This is a genomic window from Curtobacterium sp. Leaf261, from assembly GCF_001422205.1.
Lineage (GTDB): Bacteria > Actinomycetota > Actinomycetes > Actinomycetales > Microbacteriaceae > Curtobacterium.
In genome coordinates this window covers 236,407-262,787 of record NZ_LMMJ01000009.1, presented here as the reverse complement: position 1 = coordinate 262,787, position 26,381 = coordinate 236,407, and the positions used below count along the sequence as shown (strand labels likewise).

Sequence of the window (26,381 nt, the reverse complement as noted above, 5' to 3'; positions counted from 1 at the left end):
ACGTCACGAGCGGTTCGCGACGTCGTTTCGCACGAGGGGTGTCGCCTGATGCGGGAGCATGGAGCGACACCCGGCGGCCGAGGACTCCCCACGAGGCCGCCCGGTCTCTAGGCTGAGCACATGTCGGATCCCGTCGAGGAAGCCCGCGCCGCTGCCGCAGCAGCCCGCACCGCCGCTGACGAGGCCCGGCGCCTCGCGGACGAGGCCGCCGCCCGCGCCGAAGTGCTCGCCGACGCGCTCGAGGCGCAGGCCGTCGCCACACAGGCCGCCGCCGCACCGCCCGCGCCCGACACGGCCTCACCAGTCGGCCGGGAGGCACCGCCCGCGCCCGCCACGGAGCCCGCGGTCGCCGAGACGGTCACCTCGGGTGAGCCTGCGGCCGGCCGGGAGGCACCGCCCGCGCCCGCCACGGAGCCCGCGGTCGCCGAGGACTCGGCTCCGACGGGGCCTGCCGAGGCGACCACGTCGGTCCCGACAGCCGACACGGGCACCGGCACCGTGCCTCCCGACCGGCCCGCCGAGGGCGCGACCGACGGGAACCCGGCTGACGGCGCCGGGCCGACGCCCGCCGCTCCGACACCCACCGCTCCGACGCCCGCCGGGCCGACGCCCGCCGGGCCGCTCAGCGCGACCGGCGTCGACGCCGTCCGCACCGGCTACGCCGTCGAGGGGACCGCCGTCGAGGTCGGGGCCCTCGTCAACGGCGAGGCCCTGCCCGACGTGCAGGTCCGGATCCCGCTCGGCATGCTCAACCGCCACGGGCTCGTCGCCGGGGCGACCGGGACCGGCAAGACGAAGACGCTGCAGGTGCTGGCCGAACAGATCGCCGCGGCCGGTGTCCCGGTGTTCGCCGCCGACGTCAAGGGCGACCTCTCCGGGCTCGCCGTGGCGGGGAGCGCCAACCCCAAACTGCTCGCCCGTACCGAGGGGATCGGCCAGGACTGGACCCCGGCCGCGAGCACGACGGAGTTCTTCTCCCTCGGCGGGACCGGGACCGGCGTGCCCGTCCGCGCGACGGTGTCCGGGTTCGGCCCGCTCCTGATGGCGAAGGTCCTCGGCCTCAACGACACCCAGGAGTCCTCGCTCGGCCTCGTGTTCCACTACGCCGAACAGGCCGGGCTCCCGCTCGTCGACCTCACGGACCTCCGGAGCGTGCTCACCTACCTCACCTCGGACGCCGGCAAGGGCGAGCTCGCGGACCTCGGTGGTCTCAGCAAGCAGACCGTCGGGGTGATCCTCCGTGAGCTCATCACGTTCGCCGACCAGGGTGCGGACACGTTCTTCGGGGTGCCCGAGATCGACACGCAGGCGTTCCTCCGCACTGCCGCGGACGGCACCGGCATCGTCAGCCTCCTCGAGGTCCCCGGTGTGCAGGACAAGCCCGCGGTGTTCTCCACCTTCCTGATGTGGATGCTCGCCGACCTGTTCAACGAGCTCCCCGAGGTGGGTGACCAGGACAAGCCGAAGCTCGTGTTCTTCTTCGACGAGGCGCACCTGCTCTTCAGCGGCGCGTCGAAGGACTTCCTCGAGCAGATCACGCGGACGGTCCGGCTCATCCGGTCGAAGGGCGTCGGGGTGTTCTTCGTGACGCAGACCCCGAAGGACGTGCCGAACGACGTCCTGGCGCAGCTCGGCTCGCGCATCCAGCACCAGCTCCGTGCGCACACCCCGGACGACGCGAAGGCGCTCCGGGCGACCGTGTCGACCTACCCGACGAGCGAGTACGACCTGGGCGAGGTGCTGACCTCCCTGGCCACCGGGGAGGCGATCGTCACCGTGATGAACGAGAAGGGTGCGCCGACGCCCGTCGCGTGGACCCGGCTCCGGGCACCCCGGGGCTCGATGGACCCGATGCCCGCGGCGGCGATGAGCGCGGCGGTCGAGGCCTCCCCGCTCTTCGCGACCTACGGGACGCCCGTCGACCCGGACTCGGCGCACGAGATCCTCGCGCGGAAGCTCGAGGCGGCGGCTGCCTCCGCGAACGCGGCAGCGGCGGAGGAGGAGGCGGCGGCGCGACAGGCCGATGCGGAGGTCGCGGCAGCCAAGCAGGCGAAGGAGGCGGCTGCGGCTGCGGCGCGTGACGCCAAGACCGAGGAGCGCGAGCGGGCCGCGGCGCAGCGCGAGTACGAGCGGACCCAGCGCGAGTTCGAGAAGGCCGAGCGGGCGGCGGAGGCCAAGCGGTCACGGACGACGTCGACGCGCACGACGCGGACCACCCGCAGCTCGCGCGGCGGGGGCGACGCGCTGTCGGACATGCTCGGCGGCGGGCTCGGCGGCACCATCGCCAAGGAGGTCGTGAAGGGGATCTTCTCGACGCTGCGGCGGCGCTGACCGCGGCGCCTCGCGATCAGCTCCGGCGCCCCGGGATCAGCCCGCGGCGCCGCAGGACCAGCCCGCGGCGCCTCGCGCGATCATCCGACGAGCAGGCCGGTCGTCTCCGCGATGAGCACACCGAGCACGAACACGGCGGCGATCGTGCCGACGGCGACGAGGCCGCGACGTCCCTCGTGCCAGGCCCGCCCGGTCGGGAACCGTCGCGCGAACGCACGGATCGGCATCGGCTTGCGGAGCTCCGTGATCTGCACCCCGAACACGTTCGCCACGCGCGCGATGGTCGTCTCGTCCCAGAGGTCGCTCCGCATCCGGAAGAGCACCGTCCCGGAGGTCGACAGCGCCACCAGCTCCCTGGTCGTCCGGTCGACCGACCCGCCGTACGTCGTGGCGAGGACGATCCGGTCGACGTCGGAGCGGTCGAGCGTCACGTTCGGGCTCATCACCCGACGGAGGTCGAAGCGCTCCGGTCCGATCCCGACGAACGCCGTCCCGAGGCGCACGAGCACCACGGTCGTCGCGAGGGCGAGCACGACGACGACGGAGGCGACGAGGGCCCACAGGCGCGGCGGGAGCGAGACCCACATGAGCGCGACGGCGAGGGGGGCTGCGGAGAAGGCGATGCTGAGCGCGGTGCTCCGGAGCAGCGTCGTGCGCGGGCGCACCACGAGGTCGTAGGCGGCCGCCACCGGCCGTGCTCGTGCCGTCGTTCCCCCCACGGCAGGTCTCCTCGCGATCAACGGTGCAGCGGTCCGACGGCTGCGCGATCGGATCCTCCCGCGGCGCCCCTGCCGCGTGTCACACCTGGGACGAACCGGGTGGACCGGTCGTTCCTGGGGTCAGCATAGGACACCGGAGCGGGTCCGGAACAGCGCTCACGGCGAGCCGACATCGGCGGGGTTCAGGGGTGTCCGGCACAAGGGGGACCCCGGGTGGAACGACCGTTCGTGCCGACGAGGAAGCCCCCCGGCGAGGCGGGGGGCTTGCTGGTGGAGACCCGAGGGCCTGCTGGCGGAGACCCGAGGGCCTGTCGGTGGAGACCCGAGGGCCTGTCGGTGGAGACCCGAGGGCCTGTCGGCGGAGGATAGGGGATTCGAACCCCTGAGGGCTTGCACCCAACACGCTTTCCAAGCGTGCGCCATAGGCCACTAGGCGAATCCTCCGGATCGCCATCCGGGGATGGCGACACCCAATGGTACAGGTCGCGGCGCATGCTCACGACCGTCCGCTCCGGACGGGAGGCACGCCCCACCCCCGACAGGCACGGACAGCCCTCGGACAGCCGGCCCGCCCAGCTTCCGTCGGACGGCCCGGGCTACGCTCGGAGTCGTGTCGACCCGCATCTACATCACGTCAGCAGAAGGACACACCGGCAAGAGCACCGTCGCCCTCGGGGTCCTCGAGACCCTCGCGCGCACCGTCGGCCGGGTGGGGGTGTTCCGCCCGATCGCGCGCTCGACGACCGAGCGCGACTACGTCCTCGACCTCATCCTGGAGCAGAGCGTCGCGGACATCCCGTACGAGGACTGCATCGGCGTCACGTACGACGACCTGCACGGCGACCCGGACGCCGCACTGTCGAGCATCGTGAACCGGTTCGCGCACGTCGAGCGGCAGTGCGACGCCGTCGTCATCGTCGGCTCGGACTACACCGACGTCGGGAGCCCGACGGAGCTGTCCTTCAACGCCAGGGTCGCCGCGAACCTCGGCGCCCCGGTACTCCTCGTCCTCGGCGGCCGGAACAGCGCCGACCGTGCCGCGCGGTCACCGGAGGACATGGGCCAGGTCGCCGAGCTCACCACGAGCGAGCTCCGAGCGGCGCACGCGGCCCTGGTCGGTGTCGTCGTGAACCGTGCCGACCCCGCAGCCCTGCCGGAGATCGTCGAACGTGTGGAGCACGCCGTGCACGACAGTCACCCCGAGACGCCGGTCTGGGCGATCCCCGAGGACGCCGTGCTCGTCGCACCGACCGTCCGCGCGCTGCTCCAGGCGACGAACGCCACGCTGGTGCGTGGCGACGACGCCCTGCTCGACCGTGAGGCGCTCGGCACCGTCGTCGCCGGCATGAGCATGGAGAACGTGCTGCCCCGGCTCATCGAGGGCGGGATCGTCGTCGTGCCCGGGGACCGGAACGACGTCCTCATCGCCACCCTGCTCGCGAACGACTCCGACACGTTCCCGTCGGTCGCCGGCGTCATCCTCAACGGCGGGTTCGAGATGCTGCCGCAGATCTCCCGCCTCCTCGACGGTCTGTCGAGCACCCTGCCGATCGCGACGAGCGACCTCGGCACGTACGACACGGCGCTCCGGATCACCCAGACCCGCGGACGGCTCGCGGCGGACTCCCCGCGGAAGTACGACCTGGCGCTGTCCCTGTTCGAGAAGCACGTCGACGGTGCAGCCCTGCTCGAACGGCTGCAGGTCAGCCCGTCCGGTGTCGTCACCCCGCTGATGTTCGAGCACCTGCTGCTCGACCGCGCCCGTGAGACCCGCAAGCGCATCGTCCTGCCGGAGGGCGACGACGACCGCATCCTCCGCGCGGCGTCGACACTCCTGCAGCGCGACGTCTGCGCGCTGACGATCCTCGGCGACCCCGCCGCCGTCCGCGCGCGCGGTGTGGAACTCGGACTCGACCTCGACGCCGCGGACGTCGTGAGCCCCTTCGACGAGGCCCTCCGCGAGCGCTTCGCCGTGGAGTACGCGCAGGTCCGCGCGCACAAGGGCATGACCGTCGAGCTCGCGCGGGACATGGTCACCGACGTGTCCTACTTCGGCACGATGATGGTGCACCTCGGGATCGCCGACGGCATGGTCTCCGGCGCGAAGCACACCACGGCGCACACGATCCGGCCGTCGTTCGAGATCATCAAGACCCGTCCGGACACCTCCGTCGTGTCGAGCGTGTTCCTGATGGCGCTCGCCGACCGGGTCCTCGTCTACGGCGACTGCGCGGTCATCCCGGACCCGACGAGCGAGCAGCTGGCGGACATCGCGATCTCGTCCGCCGAGACCGCGACCCAGTTCGGCATCGACCCGCGGATCGCGATGCTCAGCTACTCGACCGGCGACAGCGGCTCGGGAGCGGACGTCGACAAGGTCCGCGCCGGCACCGCCTTCGTCCGGGAGCGTCGTCCGGACCTGCTCGTCGAGGGGCCGATCCAGTACGACGCTGCGGCCGACCCGACGGTCGCGAGCACGAAGATGCCCGACTCGCCGGTCGCCGGCCACGCGACGGTCTTCATCTTCCCGGACCTCAACACCGGCAACAACACGTACAAGGCCGTCCAGCGCTCGGCCGGTGCGGTCGCGATCGGCCCGGTCCTGCAGGGACTTCGGAAGCCGATCAACGACCTCTCGCGGGGCGCGCTCGTCAGTGACATCGTGAACACCGTCGCGATCACCGCCATCCAGGCGGGCACCGCCGCCACACCGGCACCGTCCGCCTGATCCGGTGGGGAGGCGCGGCTCGGCCCCGCCTCGACCATCGCGCCGTCCGGCGCTCACCCGACCATCTCCGCACCGCGACCCGACCGATCGAGGCGGGTCGTGCCTCCAGACCGAAAGCAGGGAACCGTGCCCGCCGCACTCGTCGTCAACTCCGGATCCAGCTCGTTCAAGTACCAGCTCATCGAGCTCGAGAGCGAGCGCGAGCTCGCGTCGGGACTCGTCGAGCGCATCGGCGAGGACACCGGCGCGTGGAAGCACACCAACGCGATCACGGGGGAGTCCTCGTCGAGCGACCACGCCGACGTCCCCGACCACGCGGCCGGGTTCCAGGCGATGCTCGACGCGTTCGACTCGGTCGGGCCGTCGTTCGACGAGCACCCGCCCGCCGTCGTCGGGCACCGGGTGGTGCACGGCGGGACCCTGTTCGACACCGCGACGGTGATCACGCCCGAGGTCGAGCAGCAGATCGACGACCTCTCGAGCCTCGCGCCGCTGCACAACCCGGCGAACCTCGAGGGCATCCGCGCGGCGAAGAAGGTGTTCGACGCCGTGCCGCACGTCGCCGTGTTCGACACCGCGTTCCACCAGACCATGCCGCCCGAGGCATACACGTACGCGATCCCGGCCGACCTCGCCTCGCGGTTCGCCATCCGTCGCTACGGGGCGCACGGGACCTCGCACAAGTACGTGTCCGAGCAGACCGCCCTGTTCCTGGAGCGGCCGCTGGAGTCGCTGAAGACCATCGTGCTGCACCTCGGCAACGGGGCGTCCGCGGCGGCCATCGACGGCGGGAGGAGCATCGAGACGTCCATGGGGCTCACGCCGCTCGAGGGGCTCGTGATGGGGACGCGGTCCGGTGACCTCGACCCCGCGATCCTCGTGCACCTGCACCGCGAGGCCGGCATGTCCTTCGACGACCTCGACACCATGCTCAACAAGCGGTCCGGGCTCCTCGGGCTGACCGGGAGCGGCGACATGCGGGACGTGCAGCAGCAGGCGTCCGACGGCGACGACGTGGCCGACGCGGCGCTCGCCGTGTACCGCCACCGGATCCGCCGCTACGTCGGGGCGTACACGGCGCAGCTCGGCGGGCTCGACGCCGTCGTGTTCACGGCCGGTGTCGGTGAGAACAACGCGCTGCTGCGGCGGCGGGTGCTCGCGGGACTCGAACACCTCGGGATCGAGGTCGACGCCGACCGGAACGAGCTGTCGTCGCGCGGAGCCCGTCGGATCTCGACGGACGGGTCGCGCGTGGCGGTCCTCGTCATCCCGACGAACGAGGAGCTCGAGATCGCCCGGCAGTCGGCCGCGGTCGCACTGTAGGCGCCGTCGTCTCCTTCCGCGGAACACGAAGTCGGCCGCTTCTCGCAGAGGAATGTCCCTGCGAGAAGCGGCCAACCTGGTGTTCTGCGGCGGGGCGAGGGCCGGGGGTCAGCCCAGGGCGGCCAGGGCTGCCGGGATCGGGGTGCTGCCGCTCGTGACCTCGAACTGCCGGCCGATCGCGGAGTCGTTGACGAGGGCATCCAGCACGACGGCAGCGACGTCCGCCCGTGGGATCGAGCCCCGGGGGACCGTGCGCCCGACGACGACGGTGCCCTGGGGCGGGGTGTCGAGGAGCGCACCCGGGCGGACGATGGTCCAGCGAAGGGAGCGGGCGCGGATGTTCGCGTCGGCCTCGGACTTGGCGCGGAGGTAGATCTGGAAGACCGCGTCCTCGTTCTTCGCGGGGAGCTGGGCGAGCTCGGGGTCGTAGGTGTCGGCAGCCATCGCGGAGATCATCACGTAGCGGCGGATGCCCATGCGCTCGGCGGCGTCGGCGAGGAGGATCGCGCCGTCCCGGTCGACGGACAGCTTCCGGTCCGCGCCGCTGTTCGGGCCGCCACCCGCGGCGAACACTACGGCGTCGACGCCGCGGAGCCGCAGGGCGAGGTCGTCGTCGTCCATCTGCTCGAGGTCGATGACGAGGGCGGTGCCGCCCGCGGTCTCGACGTCGCCGACGTGGCTCGGGTTCCGGACGATGCCGACGGCATCGTGGCCGGCATCCGTGATGAGGCGGGTGAGCAGCAGGGCGATCTGGCCGTGTCCACCGGCGATGGCGATCTTCATGGCGGCCAGTCAACTCGGGGCCGCTGGGCGATGGCAGCCCCGGTTGGCCGCCGGAACGAAGAAGACTCCTCACGCACCCGCCAGAGCCCGGTTACCCTTGCTGCGTTTCCGCCCTGGGGGAGTTGGCCTGGATGGCGTCACGTGAGGAGCCGCCGAAAGTCTACCGGACGTCGGGACCCCGGGCCGACACCGCCGACGACGACGTCCGCGGTCGCGATGCCCCTCGAACGGGGTGTGTGCGATCTTCGTGCCGGGAGCACCGCTGCCCCTGAACATGTGTCAGTATCTGACCCAGGAACCCCCAACCACGGTTCCCCGAGCCTCACCAGCTCGAACCGATCAGCGCCGGCTCGCGGACCACCACCCCGCACCGGCACCGATCGCACAACCGAACACAGCCCGCTCCTCCGGCCAACCACCGGGGGAGTCCATGGATCAGGTGGCGAGCGTGCTCGCCAGGAAAAGAGACGCACATGCGCAGCCATGTGACGTCGACGGGACGCATCGCCCGTTCGACGAACCCGAACGCCTCCACGACCCCTCGTCGCCCGCACGACCGGTACCGCTCCGGAGCGCTCCGCATCGGCGCCGTGTCCGTGGTGGCCGCGCTCGTCTCCGCGTTCTTCGTCACCACGCCCGCGCAGGCGGCCACGATGGACACGACGGAGGCGGAGGGCTCACTGCTGAGCGGCACCGGCCTCGTCGGACTCGACGGCATCGCACAGCTCGGCACCGCGTACTCCGGCTCGGGTGGCACGGACGCGGGTGGCGCCGTGGACGACCCGCTGTCGCTCGCCGTCGTCAACGCGATCACGCTCCGTCTCGGCAACGACATCTCCCTCCTCGGTGCGAACGGCATCCTGACCCTCGGCGCGGCCGGCCAGTACGCGAACTCCTCCTCGACCGGGGCGACGGCGTCCTCGGGCACCCTCGGCGCGAACGGTGCGCTCGGCGTCGGGAACGGCACCGACGGCGAGGGCGCGACGCTGGACCTCGGCCCGCTGCTCGCGACGGTTCCCGGGGCGTCCGCCGTGCTCGGCACGGGGCAGCTCCAGGTCGGCGCACTCGGGTCCTCGATCACCGCCACGCGGGGCGCGACCGTCTCGACGGCGACGTCCTACCAGATCGCGAGTGCCAAGCTCCGGCTCCAGAGCCCGGCCGTCGCGGGACTCTCCACGAGCCTCCGGCCGTCGGTCACGCAGCTCCAGACGGGGGTGAACAGCGCGCTGAACGGCACCATCGCGGGTGCCGGTGCCTCCGTGCAGGGTCCGCTCGAACAGGCGCTCGGGCCGATCCTCGGCGGGGTGCTCAGCCTCTCCGGGACCCAGGTGACGGGGACGGCGAACGTCGATCTCGCCCCCGTGCTGACCTCGACCCTCGCCGCGTCGTACACCGAGGGCCCGGTGACGATCGTGCCCTCGACCGGCAGCGTCGTGATCGACCTGGGCAAGATCTCCGACCTGAACGGCAAGGACCCGAACACCTCGGTCCTGACCACCGGAGCCGTCACGACGATCAACACCGCGATCACGAAGATCCTCACGGACGACGTACCGAACACCCTCCGTGCCGCGATCACGACCGCGGTCAACGCCACGACGGTCACGCTCAAGGTCACCGCGACCGCGCGACTCGCCGGCATCCCGCTCGCGCCGCTCACCGTCACCGTCGGGACCTCCGTCGGTGGCATCCTCGGTGTCCAGGGCGCCGCCGCACCGACGGTCTCCCTGAGCGGCCTCGGACTCACGGGCGCACTGCTGTCGAGTGCACTCACGGCGGTCACCCGCGACGTCGTGCCCGGCCTCCTGACGACCGTCCGGGGCGTGCTCAGCCCCGTCGCGGGGCCGGCTGCGCTGACGACCCTCGGGACGACGCTCACCACCGTCACGACCGCGGTCGACACGCTCGTCACGACGACCACACCGATCACGTCGATCCTCCGACAGGTCATCGACGTCACCGTGAACGCGCAGGACACCTCGACCGGGTTCCGGGACCCCAGGGGCACCGACGCCGGTGCCACCAGCGTGCACGCGCTCCGACTCGCGATCCTGCCCGGCGCGAACGTCGCCACGGTCGACCTCGGCACCTCGACGGTCCGCGCCACGACCTTCGTCGCCCCGACCATCACGACGCCGACCGCGAACCAGCCCTTCAGCGTGCCGGGTGCCTCCTCGACGCGCTCCGTGACGATCGGCGGCGCGGGAGAGCCGGGTGCGCAGATCTCCGTCACGATCGGCGCCGGCCGCACGGGAACCGCGACCGTCGCGGCGAACGGTCGGTGGACGACGTCGATCGGCGGCGTCCCGGTCGGTTCGTTCACGGCGACCGCGACCCAGACCATCGGCGGGCAGGCCGCTGGCACGGCGACACAGCCCTTCTCCGTCGTGGCCCAGGCGGTGCTCACGATCACGAGCCCGAGCGTCGGCCAGACCTTCACGGTGATCACACCGGGAGCGACCACCCCGATCACCGTCACCGGGACGGCGACGGCGAACTCGACCGTCGTGGTCGACCTCGGCGGCGGCCGCACGGGGACCGGCACCGCGGCCTCCGACGGCACGTACAGCATCGTCGTGGCGAACGTCCCGGTCGGACCCGCCACGGCGAGCGTCACGCAGACCGTCGGCGACACCACGTCGGCGCCGGTGACCCGTGCGTTCTCGGTCGCGGCCGCAGCAGCACTCACCGTGACCTCGCCCGCGAACGGCACCGACTACCCGGTCGCCGACGCCTCCGGCACCCGGGACGTGCCCGTCACCGGCAGCGCGCAGCCGGGTGCGACCGTGACCGTCGACCTCGGGACCGGCCTCACCGCGACGACGACCGCAGCCGGCGACGGCTCCTGGTCCGCCACGGTGCGGAGCGTCCCCGTCGGGAGCCGCACCGCATCGGTCACCCAGACCGTCGGCGGTGTCGTCTCGACCCCGGTCACCCGCACCGTCTCCGTGACGCCGGGCGCCGCGCTCCGCATCACGACCCCGACTCCGGGGACCGCCTACACCGTCGCCGACGCCGGGTCGACCGTCCCCGTGACGGTCAGTGGCACCGCAGCTCCGAACGCCACCGTCGACGTGTCGATCGGCGGGTCGTTCGCCGCGACCGTGACGGCGGGCTTCGACGGCGCCTGGACGACGACCTTCGCAGGTGTGCCCGTCGGTGCCCGGACGGCCACCGCGACCCAGACCGTCGCGGGGACCACCTCGGCGCCGGTCACCGCCGCGTTCAGCGTCTCGGCGGGAGCTCCGCTCGTCGTCACCGCGCCGACCGACGGCAGCACGGTCATCGTCGTCGACCGGGACGCCACCGCCTCGGTCACGGTGACCGGCACCGCGCAGCCCGGGGCCGACGTACTCGTCTCGCTCGGCGGCGCATTCGTCAGCTCCGTCCCCGCGGACGGTACGACCGGCGCGTGGTCGACCTCGATCAGTGGTGTCCCGGTCGGGACGCGCACCCTGTCCGTCACGCAGACGGTCGGCGGGACGGTCTCGCCGGTCCAGACGCGGTCGATCACCGTCGACGCGGGTGCTCCGCTCGCCGTGACCGCCCCGGTCCAGGGCAGCACCATCGCGGTCGCCGAGAGCACCTCGACGGCGACGGTCACGGTCTCCGGGACCGCGCAGTCGTCCGCCACCGTGCGGGTCGCGCTCGACGGCGGCTCCCCGGTGACGACGACCGCGGCCGGTGACGGCACCTGGTCGATCGACCTCGTCGGCGTCGGCGTCGGCGCGCACACCGCACGCGTGACCCAGGTCGTGGCCGGTGCGGCGTCCGACGCGATCGACCGGGGGTTCACGGTCGCGGCGGGTGCATCGCTCGCGATCACGACCCCGACCGCCGACCAGCAGATCCCCGCAGCCTCGAACGGCAGTGCGAACGTGGTCACGAGCGGCACGGCACAGCCCGGCGCCGCGGTGTCGGTCTCCTTCGACCAGGGCGCCCCGGTGCTCGTGACCGCGGACTCCCGCGGTGGCTGGACGGCTCCGGCGGGCGGGACCGTGGCACTCGCCGTCGGTCCGCACCGCGTCACCGCCACGCAGACCGTGAACGGCACGACCTCCGCCACCGTGACCCGGGACTTCGCCGTGGTCGCCGGCCGTGCGGTGGCGATCGATCTGCCCCCGACGGGTGCGCGGTACACCGTGGTCGACGGCGACGGCACGACCCCGGTCGTCGTGACCGGTACCGCGGCCGTCGGCGCGCCGGTGACCGTGACGATCACCGGCGGGACGACCAGGACCACGACGGCGACCGACGGCACCTGGACGGTGACGTTCCCCGCCGTCGGCACCGGTGACTACACCGTCCGTGCGTCCCAGGACGTCGACGGCGACGTCACGAACGCGCTCCCGACGACCTTCGTCGTCGTGGCAGCGGCACCCGTCGCGATCACGCGGCCGACGACCACGCCGCCCATCCAGGTCGCCGGACCGCTCACCGCGGTCGACGTCCCCGTCACGGGGACCGCGGCGCCGGGCGCGATCGTGGACGTCACGACCCCGGGTGCCGCTCCGCAGCGCACGACGGCGGGCGACGACGGCACGTGGACGGTCACCGTCCCCGCACTCGGTGTCGGTCAGCACACGGTCAGCGCCACGCAGACGCTCGGCGGCCAGACCTCGGCCACGCCTGCCACGAGGACCTTCTCGATCGTGGCCGCCACCTCCGTCCGGATCACCACACCCGCGAGCGGCGACACGCTGCCCGTACCGGACGCCGACGGCACCCGCCCGGTCGTCGTCACGGGCACCGGCGCGGCGAACGTCCCCGTCACGGTCGCCCTCGACGGCACGACCCGCTCGACGACCTCGTCGCCGGACGGCGCCTGGGCCGTCACCTTCGTCGGTGTCGGCGTCGGTCCCCACACGCTCTCGGCGACCCAGACGGTGAACGGCACCACGGCCTCCAGTCCGGACCAGCCGCTCACGGTCGCCGCGAGCGCGCCGCTCGCCGTCACCGACCCGGCGCAGCCCGTCACCGACGTCGTCGTCGCGGACACCGCGTCGAGCGTCGACCTCCCGGTGTCCGGCACGGCCGCCGTCGGGGCGAGCGTCACCGTGACGCTGTCGACCGGTGCGTCCCGGACGGTCACCGCGACCGACGGGACCTGGACGACCTCGTTCGCCGGTCTGCCGGTCGGGGAGTACTCCGTGAGCGCGACGCAGACCGTCGACGGTCTCATCGGGCGGGCGGTGACGCGCACGGTGACCGTGACGGCCGGCTCCCCGCTCGTCGTGACCGACCCCGCCGGGGACGTGTCCCGCACCGTCGCCGACGTCGACGCCACGCGCGACGTGCCCTTCTCCGGGACGGGACAGGTCGGCGCACTCGTCCGGGTCGACCTCGGGTCCGGTCTCACCGCGACGGCGACCGTCGACGGTGACGGCGCATGGTCGACGAGCGTTCCCGGCGTCCCGGTCGGCCGACACGTCGGGACCGTCGTGCAGTCGATCGGCGGCACGACGAGCACCGCCGTCGCCCGGACCGTGACGATCATCGCCGCCCCGGCGCTCGACGTCCGCCAGCCCGCCGGCGGCAGCACGATCACCGTGGCGGAGGACTCCTCGACGACGACGGCCACCGTGGCCGGTGACGCCGCGCCGGGTGCGACCGTCACGCTGACGGTCGACGGCGGCACCCCCGTCACGACGTCTGCGGACGCCGGCGGCAGCTGGTCCGTCCAGGTGCCGGGCCTCGGCACCGGCGACCACCGCCTCGCCGCGACCCAGACCGTCGACGGGTCGACCTCGTCGGTCGTCCGGTCCACCTTCACCGTCGCGGCCGGTGCATCGCTCGTCGTCGCCGCTCCCGCGCGGAACCAGGCGTACACCGTCGCGGACGACACGAGCTCGACGACCGTCACGGTCTCCGGTACCGCCGAGCCCACCGCGACCGTCGTGGTCGAGCTCGGTGGCGACCACTCGGCCTCGGTGCAGGCGGACCGCGACGGCGCATGGAGCGTGGACGTGGCCGGCGTCACCGCCGGCGACCAGGTGGTGCGCGTCACCCAGCGCGTCGGCGACACCGTCTCGACGGCCGTCGACGTGCCGATCCGCGTCGGTGTCGCCGACCCGATCTCGATCGCGCGGCCGGGTGACGGCTCGACGATCGCGGTCGCCCAGGGCGACTCGGCCACGACCGTGACCGTCAGCGGGGCCGCGGAGGCGGCCGCAGCCGTCCGCGTCACGCTCGACGACGGGACGGCGCAGACCGTCACGGCCGGGAGGGACGGTGCATGGAGCGCCGACTTCACCGGTGTCGCAGTCGGGAACCACCGCGCCTCCGCGACCCAGACGGTCGCGGGGTCGACCTCCGCCGCCGTCACGACCACGTTCACCGTCGCACCGGGGGATGCGCTGTCGATCGCCGCGCCGACCCCCGGCGCCACGGTCACCGTCGTCGATGCCGGCACCACCGCCTCCATCCCGGTCTCCGGCTCTGCCCAGGCGGGGGCTGCGGTCGTCGTGACCATCAGCGGGAACACCCCGGTGACCACGACCGCGGGCGGTGACGGCCGCTGGGCGACGTCGGTCCCCGGTGTCGCCGTCGGCGCGCACTCGATCTCGGTCACCCAGACCGTCGGCGACACCACGTCGTCGCCGGTCACGCAGACCCTGTCCGTCCGACCGGCGACCGCCCTCGCGATCACGAGCCCGGACACCGGTGCGACGATCACCGTCGCGGATGCCGACCAGACCGCGACCATCCGGGTCTCCGGCAGCGCACAGTCCGGTGCCACGATCGACGTCGCGATCGGCTCCGGCCGCTCCGCGACGACGACGGTCGCGGCGAACGGCACGTGGTCGGTCACGATCCCCGGGGTGCCCGTCGGCGACCGGACCATCGTCGCGACGCAGACCGTCGGCGGTGGTGTGTCCGAACCGGTCACCCGGCCGGTCACGGTCGCCCCGGGTGCAGAGCTCGTCGTCCGCACGCCGGCGTCCGGATCCACCGTGGTGGTCGCCGGACCGACGGCCGTCGCGTCCGTCGTGGTGAGCGGCTCCGCGGAGCCGGGCGCCACGATCACCGTCGACCTCGGCGCGGCCGGCACGGCCACGACCACGGCAGGCCCGGGGGGCGTGTGGTCGGTCACCGTCGACGGCGTCCACGTCGGCGCGTACACGGCGTCGGTGACCCAGTCGGTCGGCGGGACCACCTCCGCCGCGGTCGAGCACCCGTTCTCGGTGGCCGCGGGCGAGGGCATCGTCGTCCAGACCCCCGCCACCGGCACGACGTACTCCGTGGTCGGCGCCGACGGGACCCGCGACGTGGTCGTGTCCGGTGTCGCCGAACCGGGCGCCGGCGTCACGGTCCGGACCGGCGGCGACACCGAGCAGACCACCGCGGACGGCTCGACCGGCACGTGGTCGGTCACCTTCACCGGTCTCGGTGTCGACGGGTACACCGTCCGGGCCACCCAGGACGTCGGCGGCACCACTGCCGACGCACCGGCGACCACCTTCTCGATCCGGGCCGCGGAGGACGTCGTGATCACGACCCCGGCGTCCGGCACGACCGTTCGGGTCGCGGACCGCGACCAGACGGCGACCGTCCCCGTGTCCGGCACCGCCGAGCCCGGGGCGACCGTCGCGATCGCGATCGGCGGCCGCACCACGACCGCCACCGCGGACGCGTCGGGCTCCTGGTCCGGCTCGGTCACGGGCGTCGCGGTCGGCGATCACACCGTCTCGGTCACGGAGACCGTCGGGGGTGTCCTCTCGGATCCGGTCGAACGCCCGATCACGGTCGTGGCGGCCGCGGTCGTGACGATCGACTCACCGAGGTCCGGCACGACCACGACGGTCTTCGCGCCGGCGACCACCGCGGACGTCCCCGTCAGCGGCACCGCGGAGCCTCGGGCCGTCGTCGAGGTCGACCTCGGGTTCGGCCACACGGCGACGACCCGCGCCGACGCGTCGGGTGCGTGGTCGGTGACCGTCGCCGGCGTGCCGGAGGGCTCGTACACGGCGTCGGTCTCGCAGGTCGTCGCCGGGACGACCTCGGCCCCGGCCACCCGCGACGTGACGATCGACGTCGCCGCGGCACTCGGGGTGGATGCTCCGGCGGACGGCACGACGCTCGCGGGCGTCGGTCCGGACGGCACCGCCACGGTCACCGTGACGGGCAGCGCCGAACCGGGTGCACGCGTCGACACCACGCTCGGTGACGGCCTGTCCGGTCAGGCGACGGCGGGCGACGACGGCCGGTTCACAATCACGGTCGACGCCGTCCCCGTCGGGCAGCACACCGTGACGACGACGCAGACCGTCGCCGGCACGACGTCGGCCCCCGACACCAGGAGCGTGACCGTCGCGGCCGCGGCCGGTGTCACCATCGTCACGCCGGCGACCGGCACGACGATCACCGTCGCCGACGACGGTCAGACCACGACGGTCCCGGTGTCCGGTACGGCCGCACCCGGGGCGACGATCTCCGTCACCCTCGGGGCGGGCGCGACCGTGACCAGGACGGCGGACGGATCGGGGGCGTGGTCGGTGTCGGTGCCCGGTGTCGGGGTCGGCACGCAGACGATCAGCGTGACCCAGACGGTCGGCGCGACGACCTCGGACGCCTCGACCCGGCAGGTCGTGGTCGCCGCAGCTGCTCCCGTGGTCATCCGGACCCCGGGTGACGGTGCGCGGATCGTGGTCGCCGGATCCGACGGGACGGCCACGGTGGTCGTCGCCGGATCCGCCGAACCGCTGGCGGCGATCTCGGTCGACCTCGGCTCCGGCCGCACCGCCCGGACCACGGCGGGCCCCGGTGGCGCGTGGAGCGTCCAGATCGGCGGCGTGCCGGTCGGCCCGCAGACCGCATCGGTCACCCAGACGGTGCAGGGGACGACCTCGACGGCCGAGACCCGCGACTTCCGGGTGGACGGGGTCGACGGCATCGTCGTGCAGACGCCGCCGTCGGGCACCGCGTACACGGTGGTCGGTGCATCCGGGACGCGTGACGTCGTGGTGTCCGGTGTCGCCGACCCGCGTGCGGCCGTGTCGGTCGACGTCGGTGGGCAGGCCGAGACGACCACCGCGGATCCGGCGGACGGCTCCTGGACGGTCACGTTCCGGGCGCTCGGCGTGGACAGCTACACGGTGCACGCCACGCAGACCGTCGACGACTCCACGTCGTCCGCCGCGGCGACGACCTTCCGGATCCGGCAGGCCGCGACGGTGACGGTGTCGAGCCCCGCCGACGGTGCACGCCTCACGATCGTGGACGGCGGCGACACGCTCGCGGTCCCGTTCCGCGGGACCGCCGAACCCGGCGCGGTCGTGACGGTCGACCTCGGCGGCGGACTCACCGCCTCCGTCGTGGCCCCGGACGGCACCTGGAGCCTCACGGTCCCCGGTGTCCCGACGGGCACCTTCACGGCGAAGGTCACCGAGGACGTCGGTGGTGTCGTCTCCGCGGCGACGGAGGTCGACCTCACGGTCCGACAGGCCGCGCCGGTCGTCATCGACACGCCTGCCGACGGAGCCACACCGGTCGCGTTCGGGCCGGCGACGACGGTCACCGTCCCGGTCGCCGGGACCGCGGAGCCCGGTGCGACGGTGACGGTCGACCTCGGGACCGGGACGACACCGGTCACGACGACCGCCGGGGACGACGGCGGATGGTCCGTCTCGGTCCCCGGGGTCGGTGACGGCGCACACACCGTGTCCGTCACGCAGACCACCGGCGGGGTCACGTCGGACCCGGAGACCCGTGTCGTCACGGTCGTGGTCGCCGACGGCGTGACCGTCACGGCGCCGACGGGGGGCACCCCGGTGCTCACCGCGGCCCCGGACGGCACCGCGACGGTGCCGGTCGCGGGGACCGCGGAGCCGGGGGCGTCGGTCACCGTCGACCTCGGCGACGGACACAGCGTGACGACGACCGCGGGCGGCGACGGCAACTGGTCCGTCGACGTCCCCGGCGTCCCGTCCGGCGTCGGTGTCGTCTCGGTCACCGAGACGGTCTCGGGTGCGACCAGCGCCCCGGTGCTCCAGCCGGTGACGGTCGGGCCGGCCGCACCGATCACGATCGCCACGCCGAACGGCGGTGCGCCGTACACGGTGGGGACGCGCACGGACACCACCCCGGTGATCCTGTCCGGGTCCGCTGCGGCGAACGCCACCGTCACGGTGCGGGTCGACGGCGGGACTGCCAGGACGAGCACCGCCGGGCCGTCCGGAGCATGGTCCGTGACCGTGCCCGCCGTCGGTGTCGGGAGCCACACGGCATCTGCGACCCAGACGGTCGGCGGCGGGACCTCGGCTGCGGTCGGGACCACCTTCGTGGTCCGTCCGACGGCAGCACCGGTGATCACGAGCCCGACCAACGGCGCCACGATCCCCGCGGGCACGGGCGGCCCGTCCGGTCCCGACGGCACGGCGGACGTCCCGATCCGGGGCACCGCGGCACCCCTCGCCACGGTGTCGGTCAGCATCGACGGTCGCACACCGGTGACGGTCACGGCCGGGTTCGACGGGGTCTGGTCGGTGCCGGCGAACGGCCTCGAGGTGGGTCCGCACCGGGTCGTCGCGACGCAGACGGTCGACGGTTCGGTCTCCGATCCCGCATCGACGACCTTCACGGTGTCCACAGCGGCACCGGCGGGGACGATCACCATCACCTCGCCGACCCCGGACGAGCTCATCCCCGACACCGGGATGGACGGCAGGCAGGACCTGGTCGTGAGCGGTCTCGCAACACCGGGTGCACTCGTGACGGTGACGCTCTCGAACGGCGACTCGATCACGACCCGTGCGGCTGCCTCCGGGCGCTGGACCGTGACGTTCCGGAACCTCGTCGTCGGTCGCTACGTGATCACGGCGACGCAGGAGGTGGACGGACGGACGTCCTCGGCGGTCCCGCAGACGGTCGCGCTCATGGCGGTGGCGCCCGTCGAGATCGTCTCACCGGCGAACGGCGCGACACGGCAGGCGAACGCGGACGGGTCCACGGACTGGCCGATGAGCGGGACCGCCCAGCCGGGCGCGACCGTGTCGATCTCCGTCGACGGGCGGACTCCCGTCACGGTGACGGCCGACCCGGTGACCGGGGCATGGTCGGTGACGGTCCCGGGCCTGGGCGTCGGGACGCACGTGGTCGCCGTCACGGAGACGGTCGACGGGGCGACGACGGCGCCGCAGTCCATCGTGGTCGTCGTGACCGCGGCCGACACGACACCGGGCAACCCCGGCACTCCCGGCACACCGGGCACGCCTGGGACTCCGGGCACGCCGGGGACGCCGGGCACACCGGGTCTCCCCGGGACGCCGGGCACCCCCGGCGTCGGCGCCCCCGGGACGGGAACGCTGATCGGCGTCGGCACCGCCACCGGGTCGGGGCCGCGCACCGGTGGACTCGCCTTCACGGGCTCGGAGGTGCTCCCGATCACGGCCTCCGGACTCGGGATCCTGCTGCTCGGGTTCCTGATGCTCGGACTGTCCCGGTTCGCCGCGTCGGTCCGCCGGCGGTCACGGCGATGACCCCGGCCTGGCCGACGACGACGATGGTCGTCGTCGGCCTCGCCGCGGTCGTCACGCTCTCCTCCGTTCCTCCCCCGGCCGCGGCGGCACCGCTCCCGGCCGCGGCGGCACCGCCCCTGGCCGCGGCGGCACCGCCCGCGACCGTGGCTGTCGCGCTGCCGGCCGATCCCGCCGACCCCGCCGACCCCGCCGACCCCGTCGACGACGGCGCGATCACCGTGGTGTCCGACAAGGTCCCCGGGTTCACCGCGCAGGGCATCGTTCCCGGCGAACCCGCCGAGTGGCGGGTCACCGGCACCCCCACGGCCGATGCCGACGTCAGCGTCCGGGTCCGGGCGTCGGGAGACCTCTCCGCAGGAGCCGACGGTCTGTGGCTCGAGATCCGCCGGTGCTCCGGGGGCTGGCGCATCGACCACGCCGTGGCGACCTGCGACGGCAGCATCGCGACGGTCAGCGCGAACCGTCCGCTCGCCGACGTCGCGAACGCGTCCTTCCCCCTCGGACACGTGCGAGCGGGACGTGGCGTGCACCTCCTCGCGGCGGTCCGGACGGCGACCGCCCCACCGAACGCCCCGGTGGTGACCGCCACGGTCGACCTGACCTTCGGCGCGGTCGGTGCGGTCGGCGGGTCGTCGAACCAACCGTCGAACGAGAACGAGAACGAGAACGAGAACGAGACCGGGGACGGGAGCGGGACCGCGGACGGGAGCGCGTCGACGGACAGTCCAGGACCGGACGACGCGGGCGCCGGTCGTGCGGGCCGCGCGCATCCGGACGGGAGGATCGGGGGCGCGCTGGCATGGACCGGCACCGTGGTCCCGCTCATCGTGGGCGTCGGGCTCGGCGGCCTCCTCGCGATGATCGGGGTCCTCGCGCGCACGGTCCCGCGCCGCGACCGCGTGCGCGGTCGGCGCGGGCCCGACCGACCGACCGGATCCGGCTGACGCTCAGTTGCAGCGGACGATGGAGAGCAGCACCGTCGCGGACCTCGTGGTCGAGGCGGTCCAGTTGCCGTTCGACGCCGACAGGGTGAACGTGTACGTGTTCCCGACCGTGAGCAGCGAGATCGCCGCCGACGAGTAGTTGTAGCTGGTCGCCGTCGACGGCAGGGCCCCGGAGCTCGGCAGGTTCGCCCCGAGGCCGGCGTTGGCCACGTCGATCCGGTAGGACTGGACGGGCACCGAACCGGTCGCCGGGGGTTGCCACGTCAGGGTGATCCCGTTCGTGGCACTGCACGTGAACGACACCGGGGGGAGCATGCTCCCGGCCTGTAGCGTCGGCGACGTCGCCGTCACCTGGTCGGTCCACGGCGCCGCCGCCGCGGGATCGGCACCGACCGCGATGGTCGCGCCGAGTGCGACGACCACGCCGCCGGCGATCAGGGCCGCGACGTGCCCGCCCCCGTGCTCACCGCGCTCGACGGGATGCCGCCGTGGCCGGCGGGCATCGGCCACGGCGTGTCGGGGACCGCCGGCGTGTGCGACGCGAGCCGATGCGGGGACCCGGCCGCGGGCCTCCCGGCCGGTGTCGGTGGGCATCCCGTCGACGGGACCCGACTCGTCGTCCGACGGCGCCTGGTCGTCGATCTCGCCCGGCAGGGGCGTCGGGCGACGGAACCCCCACATGGCGATCATGCCGATGAGCGCGCCGCCGACGAAGACGACCGCGGGTCTGGCCGCCCCCTCGAGCAGGTACCCGAGCCCGGGCGTCGACCAGAACACCCGGTCGACCGAGGTCGTGACGACGGGCACCGGATCGGGGTGCGCGTTCGCGTCGCCCTTCAGCGTGATGCGCGCGGCGTCGCCCTGCATCACGACGTCGTGGACCCGGTGCGTCACCCGCGTGCCGTCCGGGAGCACCACCGAGACGATCTGTCCGACCCGGACCATCGTCGGGGGGATCGGCTGCGCGAGTCCGACGGACCCCGTGGGGATGCCGGGCCCCATCGACCCCGATCGGAACACGAGGGGTGTGACGTGGAGCAGGACGGCGGCCGCGGCGACGAGGAGGCAGAGCACCCCGATGGCGGCGGCGACCCACAGCACGACCTCGCGCAGGGTCCGCGCGACCACGACGCCACGGGGGAGGGACGGCCGCCCGGTGTCGCCGGGAGGTGTCGGGGCGACGGCCGCGGATGACCCGATCATCTGCGCCCGTCGCCCCGCGTGTGGAGCGCTGGTGGACAATGACCCGAACATCGTCCCCACCGTTCCGTTTCCCCGGGCGTTCCCGCGCCCGGGGGTCTGTGTGGCCGGTCGGCGGATCGCCGGCCGGCGGCCGTGACGACTAGGAGTTCGTCGCCGTCACGGTGAGTGTCGCCGTGGACGTCTGCCCCTGGACACCGCTCGGGGCCGACGTGGGCAGCGCCGCCTTGACGCAGAGGTACTCGAGCCTGGCTGTGCCGAGCGGTCTGGCGGTGGCCGGGGCGGGGTTCGTGCTGAGCGCCGCGTCGCCCTGGACGGAGGTGCCGGCCGCGTAGGTCGTCGCGTTGCACGTCGGGACCGTCCCGGTGTCCGGGTACGCCGCCGTGCCGATGCTCGCGACACCGAGGGTCAGCACCGTGTTCAGTGCCGGGGTCCCGGTCCCGGTGTTCGTGCTCGCGGTGGTCCACGTGTAGCCGAAGCCCACCGTCCCGGCGTTCCGGACCGTGAGCAGCGCGTAGGTCGCGTCGCCCGGCTTCGCGGCGGTCATCGCGAGCGAGGTCAGCGCCGTCGTGGTGTCCTGGTCGTTCAGCTTGAGGTCGAGTGTCCCGGTGCTGAACGTGCCGGTCGCCGTGACGGTGTCGCTCCACGCCGCGAGGGTCGCGACGGTGCCGATGCCGACGACCGCACCGAGTGCGAGTCCGGCCCGCACGCGAGCCGATCGTGTCCATTTCCCGGGTCGCCGAAGCGACGTCTGTCCGCTCATGAGCGGGACTCCTGATCCTGATCCGTTGGTGCCGCGGGCTGGTTGCGCGATGGTCAGTCGCCCCGCAGCGGGTTGGTTACCGAGACCATACCGCCCAGGGGGGACGGCGTCATCCCCCCTCGCCGTTTCTCTCAGGAACGCCCGCTCGCACCCGCTGTCGCGCCGGTGTCACGGCCTGTGGACGGTTGCCCGCGGTGTCGGCGGCGACGGCTACCCTGGACCCGTGGTCACCGCCCTGTATCGCCGTTACCGGCCCGAGAACTTCGCCGAACTGATCGGTCAGTCGCAGGTGACCGATCCGCTCCGGACGGCGCTCCGGACGAACCGTGTCAACCACGCCTACCTGTTCAGCGGCCCACGCGGCTGCGGCAAGACCACCTCGGCCCGGATCCTCGCGCGCTGTCTCAACTGCGCGGAGGGCCCGACGGACACCCCGTGCGGTGTCTGCCCCAGCTGCGTCGAGCTGGCGCGCGACGGCAGCGGGTCGCTCGACGTCATCGAGATCGACGCCGCGAGCCACAACGGCGTCGACGACGCGCGCGACCTCCGCGACCGAGCGATCTTCGCCCCCGCGCGTGACCGCTACAAGATCTTCATCCTCGACGAGGCCCACATGGTCACGCCGCAGGGCTTCAACGCGCTCCTCAAGCTGGTCGAGGAGCCGCCGGAGCACGTCAAGTTCATCTTCGCCACGACCGAGCCGGAGAAGGTGATCGGCACGATCCGCTCGCGGACACACCACTACCCGTTCCGACTCGTGCCGCCGGCGGTCATGCTCGAGTACATCGACCAGCTCTGCACCGCGGAGAGCGTCACGGTCGCGCCGGGCGTGCTCCCCCTGGTGGTCCGTGCCGGCGGGGGTTCCGTCCGCGACACCCTCTCGCTGCTCGACCAGCTGATGGCCGGGTCCGAAGACCGGGCGATCGCGTACGACCGCGCCGTCGCGCTGCTCGGCTACACCGACGCCGCCCTCCTCGACGACGTCGTCGACGCGCTCGCCGTCGCGGACCCGCCCTCCGTGTTCACCGCCGTCGACCGTGTCGTCCAGACCGGGCAGGACCCGCGCCGCTTCGTCGAGGACCTCCTCGAGCGCGTCAGGGACCTCATCGTGGTCGCCGCGACGAACGAGGGCGCCTCGGCCGTCCTCCGTGGCGTGTCCCCGGAAGAGCTCGACACCATGACCCGGCAGGCCGGCATGTTCGGCGCCGCGGCACTGTCCCGGTCGGCCGACATCGCGAACGCCGCCCTCACCGAGATGACCGGTGCCACCTCGCCGCGCCTGCACCTCGAGCTGATGGTCGCGCGGATGCTCGTGCCCGAGACCGACGACTCCGGGCGGGGCGCCCTCGCACGCGTCGAGCGGCTCGAGCGCCGCGTGGGCGTCGGCGACGCGGGTGGACACCAGGCGACGGCAGCGCCGGCCGCCGGTCCGGCGGACGGTCCCGGATCCGGACGGGAGGGCCGCCAGCAGCCCGCCTCGCCCGTCACCGATCGTCGGTCGGTCGGCTCGGCACCCGCCGTGTCGGCCTCCGGTGCGTCGGCATCGGGAGCAGCGGCATCCGGTTCGTCGGCATCGGGAGCAGCGGCATCCGGTTCGTCGGCACCGGGGACGTCGACCGCGGCTGAGGCCCCGGCTGCACCGTCGTCGGCCTCGCGCTCCTCGGCGCGGCCGGACCGCGCTTCCGACGGCGCCCCGTCCACCACCGGCGGAGCCGACGCAGCACGTGCCGCGGGCGCGCCGCAGCACGAGACCGCGCCCGATGTCGCGTCCGCGGCAGCGGCAGCCTGGGGGACCCCTCCGGCGGACTCCGGGGCCTCCGCTCCGGAGTCCGCCGGTCCGGGGCGTGCTGCTTCAGGGCCCGCCGGGTCCGACGGAGCAGAGGATGCTGTCCGGTCCGAGCAGCGGCAGCGTTCCGGCGAGGACGCTCCGGCTGGTGCGACCCCGGCCTCGTCGTCGTCGACCGGCATCGGAGAGGTCGTCGGTGCGGCTCCCGCGGTCGAGGCGGTCGAGCCCACCCCGCCGATCGGCACCGTCGGCGTCCAGCAGATGCGCGACAGCTGGCCGCAGGTCCTCGACCACGTGCAGCACGCCAGGCGCTCCGCGTGGACGGTCGTCGTGACCGCCCAGGTGACCGGGTTCGCCGACGACGTCCTCACCCTGACGTTCCCGAGCGCCCAGGACGTGGCGTCCTTCAAGCAGCCGGCGGACGGCGAGCACTCCTCGGTCAGCGAGTACGTCCGCGCGGCGATCCTCGACCTCCTCGGCGTCCGGGTGAAGTTCGTGGCGAGGGGCCCCCGCGCGTCCCAGCCCCCGGCTGCCCAGCAGTCCCCGGCTGCCCAGCAGCCTCCGACAGTCCAGCAGCCTCCGACAGTCGAGCAGCCCCCGACAGTCCAGCAGTCCCCGACAGGCGAGCAGCCCCCGGCTTCCGCGACTCCCGACCGCCAGGACACCGAGCGGGCATCGGACCGTCAGGCTCGTGCGCCGCAGAACACGGCGCCGCAGAACACGGCGCCGCAGAACACGGCACCTCAGAACACTGTGACCCAGGACTCGGCGTCCCGGAACCCGGCACCGCGGAACACGGGGATGCCGGACTCGGGAACCGAGAACCCGGAGCCGCGGACCCCGGCGGCGCAGACTCCCGCGCAGCCTGCCCCGGTCCCGAGTGGGCCGGTGACCGACTGGGCCGTCGCGACGATCCCGACCATGGATCCCGGCCCGCCCGTGTCCGAGGACGGCTCCGCGTGGGCACCGCAGTTCGGCTCGACCCCGGACGGTTCCTCAGCGGAGTCGACCCCGCCGACCAAGCTCACGCCGGACGAACTCCGCGCCGCGATGGACGCCATGTCCGCACCGGCACCGGCACCGGCACCGGCGTCCGCACCGACGGCGTCAGGATCGGTGGCACCGGCAGCCGCCGACGCCGCGGCACCGGAGGTCCAGGACGCCGGAGCGCCAGCGGCCCCCACCCCCGACACCAGCAGGCCGGAGCCCGGCGACGAGCACGAGTCGACCTCGCAGCCCGGACCGGCCTCGGCACCCGGACCGGCCACCCGGCCCAGTGCTGCGTCCGGGCCCGAGACCGCCTCCACGCGGGAGGTCCCCGCCGGCGCGGACCCCGAAGACCCGCGCGGGACCCCCGCTCGTGAGCAGGGGTCCGCGGACGACCTGCCGATCGACGACTACCCGCTCGACGATGCCCCGTACGACGACGGTGCGCCCTTCCCGGACCCGGGCTTCGGCGGAGGCGCACCCGCGCCGAACCGCTCGGCCCCGCAACAGCCGACCGCGCCCCGGCAGCCGACGGCACCGCAGCAGACGACGGCGCAGCCGCAGCAGACCACACAGCAGCAGGCCGCCCCGGTCCGCCAGGCCCAGCAGCAGACCACACCATCGGTCCGCCGCACGCCCGTCCCCGGCCGGTACGGCGAGGCGGTCGTCCGTGAGATCCTCGGCGCCCAGTTCATCGAGGAGACCGCGCTCGACGACAGCGGACGCGGAGGGATCTGACCATGTACGACGGCATCGTCCAGGACATCATCGACGAGTTCGGCAGGCTGCCCGGGATCGGCCCGAAGTCGGCACAGCGCATCGCGTTCCACATCCTCCAGACCGAGTCGTTCGACCCGACCCGGCTCGCCGAGCTCCTCATGACGGTCAAGGAGAAGGTGCGCTTCTGCGAGGTCTGTGGCAACGTAACCGAGTCCGAGCGCTGCAGCATCTGCCGCGATCCCCGGCGTTCCCCCGCCACGATCTGCGTGGTCGAGGAGGCCAAGGACGTCGCGGCGATCGAACGCACCCGGGAGTTCCGCGGGCTGTACCACGTCCTCGGTGGTGCGATCAGCCCGATCGACGGCGTCGGCCCGGACGACCTGCGGATCCAGAGCCTCATGACGCGGCTCGCGGACGGCACCGTCGACGAGGTCATCATCGCCACCGACCCAAACCTCGAGGGCGAGGCCACGGCCACCTACCTGAGTCGCCTCCTCGTGCCGATGGGCATCAGGACGACGCGTCTCGCGTCCGGTCTGCCGGTGGGCGGCGACCTGGAGTACGCGGACGAGGTCACGCTCGGCCGCGCCTTCGAGGGCCGGCGGCTCGTCGGCGGCTGA

At 73.6% G+C, this 26,381-nt stretch carries 11 protein-coding genes, 1 tRNA gene and 1 other RNA gene; 7 read left to right on the top strand and 6 right to left on the bottom strand.

Annotated features, from left to right (window positions below; translation table 11 throughout):
* Nucleotides 1-120 precede the first annotated feature (120 nt).
* The gene (locus ASF23_RS12240) at nucleotides 121-2,331 is read left to right on the top strand and encodes a helicase HerA-like domain-containing protein (protein WP_055953843.1); all 2,211 of its coding nucleotides are present in this window, start codon (nucleotides 121-123) and stop codon (nucleotides 2,329-2,331) included.
* A gap of 80 nt (nucleotides 2,332-2,411) precedes the next feature.
* Here the strand turns inward: ASF23_RS12240 and ASF23_RS12235 are convergent, their stop codons facing one another.
* Both ASF23_RS12235 and ASF23_RS12230 read right to left on the bottom strand, forming a co-directional pair.
* The gene (locus ASF23_RS12235) at nucleotides 2,412-3,050 is read right to left on the bottom strand and encodes a hypothetical protein (protein WP_156364492.1); all 639 of its coding nucleotides are present in this window, start codon (nucleotides 3,048-3,050) and stop codon (nucleotides 2,412-2,414) included.
* 359 nt (nucleotides 3,051-3,409) lie between these two features.
* Nucleotides 3,410-3,494, bottom strand: a tRNA-Ser gene (locus tag ASF23_RS12230).
* A gap of 166 nt (nucleotides 3,495-3,660) precedes the next feature.
* Here ASF23_RS12230 and pta point away from each other — a divergent pair.
* The gene (pta, locus tag ASF23_RS12225; RefSeq protein WP_055953837.1) at nucleotides 3,661-5,778 is read left to right on the top strand and encodes a phosphate acetyltransferase; all 2,118 of its coding nucleotides are present in this window, start codon (nucleotides 3,661-3,663) and stop codon (nucleotides 5,776-5,778) included.
* A 126-nt stretch (nucleotides 5,779-5,904) separates the two neighbouring features.
* Nucleotides 5,905-7,101: an acetate/propionate family kinase gene (locus tag ASF23_RS12220; protein ID WP_055953834.1), complete on the top strand. Its 1,197-nt coding sequence runs from the start codon at nucleotides 5,905-5,907 to the stop codon at nucleotides 7,099-7,101.
* Nucleotides 7,102-7,209: 108 nt separating this feature from the next.
* Here the strand turns inward: ASF23_RS12220 and ASF23_RS12215 are convergent, their stop codons facing one another.
* Both ASF23_RS12215 and ffs read right to left on the bottom strand, forming a co-directional pair.
* A complete protein-coding gene (locus ASF23_RS12215; RefSeq protein WP_055953831.1) occupies nucleotides 7,210-7,884 on the bottom strand; it encodes an SDR family oxidoreductase in 675 nt (224 codons plus the stop codon).
* A 57-nt stretch (nucleotides 7,885-7,941) separates the two neighbouring features.
* Nucleotides 7,942-8,038, bottom strand: an RNA gene (ffs, locus tag ASF23_RS17880) — signal recognition particle sRNA small type.
* Nucleotides 8,039-8,357: 319 nt separating this feature from the next.
* Here ffs and ASF23_RS12210 point away from each other — a divergent pair.
* Complete coding sequence (locus ASF23_RS12210) at nucleotides 8,358-19,361, top strand: hypothetical protein (protein WP_156364491.1); 11,004 nt, start codon at nucleotides 8,358-8,360, stop codon at nucleotides 19,359-19,361.
* Nucleotides 19,358-20,305 (top strand): hypothetical protein, encoded by a 948-nt coding sequence (locus tag ASF23_RS12205; RefSeq protein WP_055953824.1) that lies wholly within the window; start codon nucleotides 19,358-19,360, stop codon nucleotides 20,303-20,305. The genes ASF23_RS12210 and ASF23_RS12205 overlap by 4 nt, the downstream gene beginning before the upstream one ends.
* 3 nt (nucleotides 20,306-20,308) lie before the next feature.
* Here the strand turns inward: ASF23_RS12205 and ASF23_RS12200 are convergent, their stop codons facing one another.
* Together ASF23_RS12200 and ASF23_RS12195 are read right to left on the bottom strand one after the other, a co-directional pair.
* Nucleotides 20,309-21,508, bottom strand: a complete 1,200-nt coding sequence (locus tag ASF23_RS12200; RefSeq protein ID WP_055953821.1) for a signal peptidase I — start codon at nucleotides 21,506-21,508, stop codon at nucleotides 20,309-20,311.
* Nucleotides 21,509-21,647: 139 nt separating this feature from the next.
* On the bottom strand, nucleotides 21,648-22,214 hold the full coding sequence (locus ASF23_RS12195; protein ID WP_055953819.1) for a TasA family protein: 567 nt from the start codon (nucleotides 22,212-22,214) through the stop codon (nucleotides 21,648-21,650).
* Nucleotides 22,215-22,491: 277 nt separating this feature from the next.
* On the opposite strand from ASF23_RS12195, the gene ASF23_RS12190 reads away from it, so the two are divergent.
* Together ASF23_RS12190 and recR are read left to right on the top strand one after the other, a co-directional pair.
* Nucleotides 22,492-25,779 carry a DNA polymerase III subunit gamma and tau gene (locus ASF23_RS12190; RefSeq protein ID WP_055953816.1) on the top strand — a complete coding sequence of 1,096 codons (3,288 nt, stop codon included), beginning with the start codon at nucleotides 22,492-22,494 and terminating at the stop codon, nucleotides 25,777-25,779.
* Between the two features lie 2 nt (nucleotides 25,780-25,781).
* Nucleotides 25,782-26,381 carry a recombination mediator RecR gene (recR, locus tag ASF23_RS12185; protein ID WP_055953813.1) on the top strand — a complete coding sequence of 200 codons (600 nt, stop codon included), beginning with the start codon at nucleotides 25,782-25,784 and terminating at the stop codon, nucleotides 26,379-26,381.